Raw genomic sequence first — 3,060 nt, forward strand, 5'->3', positions numbered from 1 at the left:
GCGACTCATGAGTGCTCGGTTATATGCGGGCCAATTGGTTGTGCGGTAGATTTTGTGTGTAGGCTTCTTCATTTGAAAATTATATCGCTGAAAAAGCCTTTACAGATAGGTTTGTGCAACAAAGCCGTTTTCTAGGAAAGATCTTCAATACGGTGAAAAAATGGCAAATTCCACGGGTCATCAATACAGATAAAGCAGCGACCTATGGCCATGCTTTATCACGATTAAAGCGAGAAGGAAAATGTCCAGTAGATATTGAGCACAGGCAGATTAAGTATAAAAATAATGTCATTGAATGTGATCATGGTAAGTTAAAGCGAATCATCAGGGCCACATTAGGATTCAAATCTATGAAGACTGCTTATGCCACAATTAAAGGTATTGAAGTCATGCGTGCACTACGTAAAGGACAAGCATCGTCATTTTATTATGGTCAGCCTCAGGGTGAAGTGTGTCTAATCAACAGGGTTTTCGGTCTCTAAGCACTTTTTAAAGGGAACATCATCGACTCAAATCACTATTTGCAACAGTGCCAAGGCTAACCGAGTTATCCGAAGATTCACATCTAGATCATCAAAATGATGCAGTACTTTCACCAAGAGAATCCGAGCCAACTCGGTCGAGTAGCTCGGATTATGATGCCTACTTTTAAAGAGACACCCCCGCCGATCAGTAAACAGTCTTAGGGAACTTATGACGACGTGGGGTGGACTGAGTCCGTTTTACCCAATCTTCTGGATATTCTTGACTGTAAGAATCATGGTAATGACCTGACCAATATTCCTGATTGTCTTCATCTTGGCATTCGTGAACTTGAGAAAAGTTGTAGGTGCTCTGTTGAGCTACAGCATGTTGCTGAAGTATCTTTTCAGCTGTTTTTTCCGCCTGATCTAAAGCCATGAAAATATCGAGCAAGGCTTGGCGCTGTTGATGGTTCAGAACTTTAGCACCTTCGATAATCAGCTGTTTAGCGAGGTTTTTTGGCATGCATGGGTTTGCATCATTGAATTTAGTACGCATAGCAGTTTCCTAGATAAGAGTTTAATTATCTCCATCACTTCTCACGGTAATGGAGGCAACTTAACAGGGGTGAGAATACTGAATCTAGGATCAGCCAGCACGAAGCTGCCCTGCTAAGCTACCATAAGAACTGCTTAACAGTAGGCAAAAAAATAGCCGCAAGTGCGACATTTAATTGCACCTAGATTTTATCAGGTTCTCACACCTGAGCACAGATTTTGCTGTGTTGAAATAAGGTTATCCAGTAAAGAGCAGTGCGTCAAGGTCCTGATCAGTAGTTCTTATAAAAACTGAAAAATAAATAATCAAAGAATGTCAGGAGCTCAATTTATTTTATTATAAAAAAGAGAGGTTCAGTATGAGCCAATGGAGAAGATAAAAATGGCATGCTCCTCATTCTCAGTGTGTATCAGAAAGAATCTATATGGTATTAGGTACAGATATTTGCACATAACTGGCAATTAAAACAGGATATGTGCAATATTAGGACTTAACGACTTTAGGATTGACTAGATTTTTCTATGCCATAAGGTCATAAAATATCTAAATGTGAGTGATGAATAATGATGTATTCTGAAAATGACAGTCCAGTATATATTGCATCAGTGTTGGGAGAGCGCTTAAAACGCATTCGATTAAATCGAGATATGACACAAGCTGAAGTTGCGAGTAAAGCATGGATCAGTCGAAGAACGGTGTTAAATGCTGAGAAAGGTAATGCGAAACTCTCGGATTTAATTGCAATTCTAGCTGCATTAAACATGATTAATAATTTCAATGTTTTAATACCTGAAGAGTCATTTTCACCTATACAGTTGCTTAAACTAAAAGGCAAAGTTCGCAAAAGAGCATCAGGTAATAACAAGCCACCTGTACTGCAACTGGCAAAACCAAAGTCAGATTGGTGACACACATTTCTGATACGGGACTTATTTAGTATTGAGATCATGTCTGAATGGGCTGACCAAAAGTAAAAATTCGTCTGGGGCTATTTTTGCGATCAAGGTTGGTTGAAGGTCTGTGGTTAGTTAAAATATTATTCATGCATAATGCTATTAATCAGTAGGATGATGCTCCCTCATGACAAATCATATCCAGATTATAGATGGATCATCTTTCAAATCGATCTTCGTAGTAGGCGACTTGCATGGTTCTTATCACTTGCTGATGAGCCATCTCAACGCTATCGATTTTGACTTTGATAAAGATTTGTTGATATGCACGGGTGACCTGGTTGATAAAGGCAAAGAAAATTTAGAATGTTTTTCATTGATTAAAAAACCATGGTTTCGAACCGTTCGTGGCAATCACGAAGAAATGTGTATTAAAAGTCTATTTGATTCAAAGCTTAGACATTTACATGAAAGAAATGGTGGTGAGTGGTTCTATCAGTTGTCATCACATCAGCAGCATAAAATTATCAAAAGCTTTGAAGATTTACCAATCGTTATCGAGCTTGAACTTCTAGATAAACGAATAGGAGTAGTTCATGCAGATATTGATATTCATGAATGGGGCGCTTTTAAAGCAGATATCATGCAAGGTGATTACAGGATTTCAGGAATGGTTTCAGCTTACACAAATGCACTATGGGGGCGTGGAAGAGTAAAGAACTATTCAGATAATTATGATGTTGTAGAGAACATAGATGCTATCTATTTGGGACATACGATCGTCAAGGAAATGACCCGGTTAGATAATTGCTATTACATTGATGTGGGTTCATCCTTTACTCAAAAGCTTTGTATAACAAAAATTAAGTGAATATTTTGCAAGACTGAATAGCTACTGATTTTATAGACACCTTTTAGTTAGATTTGGACTGCCACCACTCTCAGCTGTAACTAAGGGGGGTGAATCTCTACACCTATAAGTCTCAATTTTAAAAAAATTAAGGTTTTTCTATTAAAAACGGCTTTGTTGCACAAAGATTTGAAATGCAAAGCGCCCCTAATTGAGCCAAATTTAAGGCGTAACTTGGGTAAGTGGTCGACCTAATTCCGTAAATCTGTTGAGGACTGCTACACGTGCATGAATTTC

General features: G+C 38.3%; 3 protein-coding genes and 1 pseudogene. 3 read left to right on the forward strand and 1 reads right to left on the reverse strand.

Annotated elements, in window-relative coordinates:
• Positions 1–128: 128 nt before the first annotated feature.
• Positions 129–482 (forward strand): annotated as a pseudogene (locus FTT73_RS15925) (IS6-like element IS1008 family transposase); the annotation flags it as partial.
• A gap of 187 nt (positions 483–669) precedes the next feature.
• Here FTT73_RS15925 and FTT73_RS15930 read toward each other — a convergent pair.
• On the reverse strand, positions 670–1,020 hold the full coding sequence (locus tag FTT73_RS15930; protein ID WP_004282055.1) for a hypothetical protein: 351 nt from the start codon (positions 1,018–1,020) through the stop codon (positions 670–672).
• A gap of 563 nt (positions 1,021–1,583) precedes the next feature.
• Between FTT73_RS15930 and FTT73_RS15935 the strand changes: the two genes are divergently transcribed.
• Both FTT73_RS15935 and FTT73_RS15940 read left to right on the forward strand, forming a co-directional pair.
• On the forward strand, positions 1,584–1,928 hold the full coding sequence (locus FTT73_RS15935; RefSeq protein WP_005102094.1) for a helix-turn-helix transcriptional regulator: 345 nt from the start codon (positions 1,584–1,586) through the stop codon (positions 1,926–1,928).
• 172 nt (positions 1,929–2,100) lie between these two features.
• Entirely contained in the window at positions 2,101–2,784 is a 684-nt protein-coding gene (locus FTT73_RS15940; protein ID WP_101235089.1) for a metallophosphoesterase, read from the forward strand.
• Positions 2,785–3,060: the final 276 nt, after the last annotated feature.

Source organism: Acinetobacter sp. YH01006, assembly GCF_013420445.1.
In the GTDB taxonomy this organism is placed as follows: domain Bacteria; phylum Pseudomonadota; class Gammaproteobacteria; order Pseudomonadales; family Moraxellaceae; genus Acinetobacter; species Acinetobacter pseudolwoffii.

What these genes read in the sequence shown, in the direction of transcription:
- FTT73_RS15935 (WP_005102094.1), top strand. Translation starts at nt 1,584, where the DNA reads ATGATGTATTCTGAAAATGACAGTCCAGTATATATTGCATCAGTGTTG.
- FTT73_RS15930 (WP_004282055.1), bottom strand. Translation starts at nt 1,020, where the DNA reads ATGCGTACTAAATTCAATGATGCAAACCCATGCATGCCAAAAAACCTC.
- FTT73_RS15940 (WP_101235089.1), top strand. Translation starts at nt 2,101, where the DNA reads ATGACAAATCATATCCAGATTATAGATGGATCATCTTTCAAATCGATC.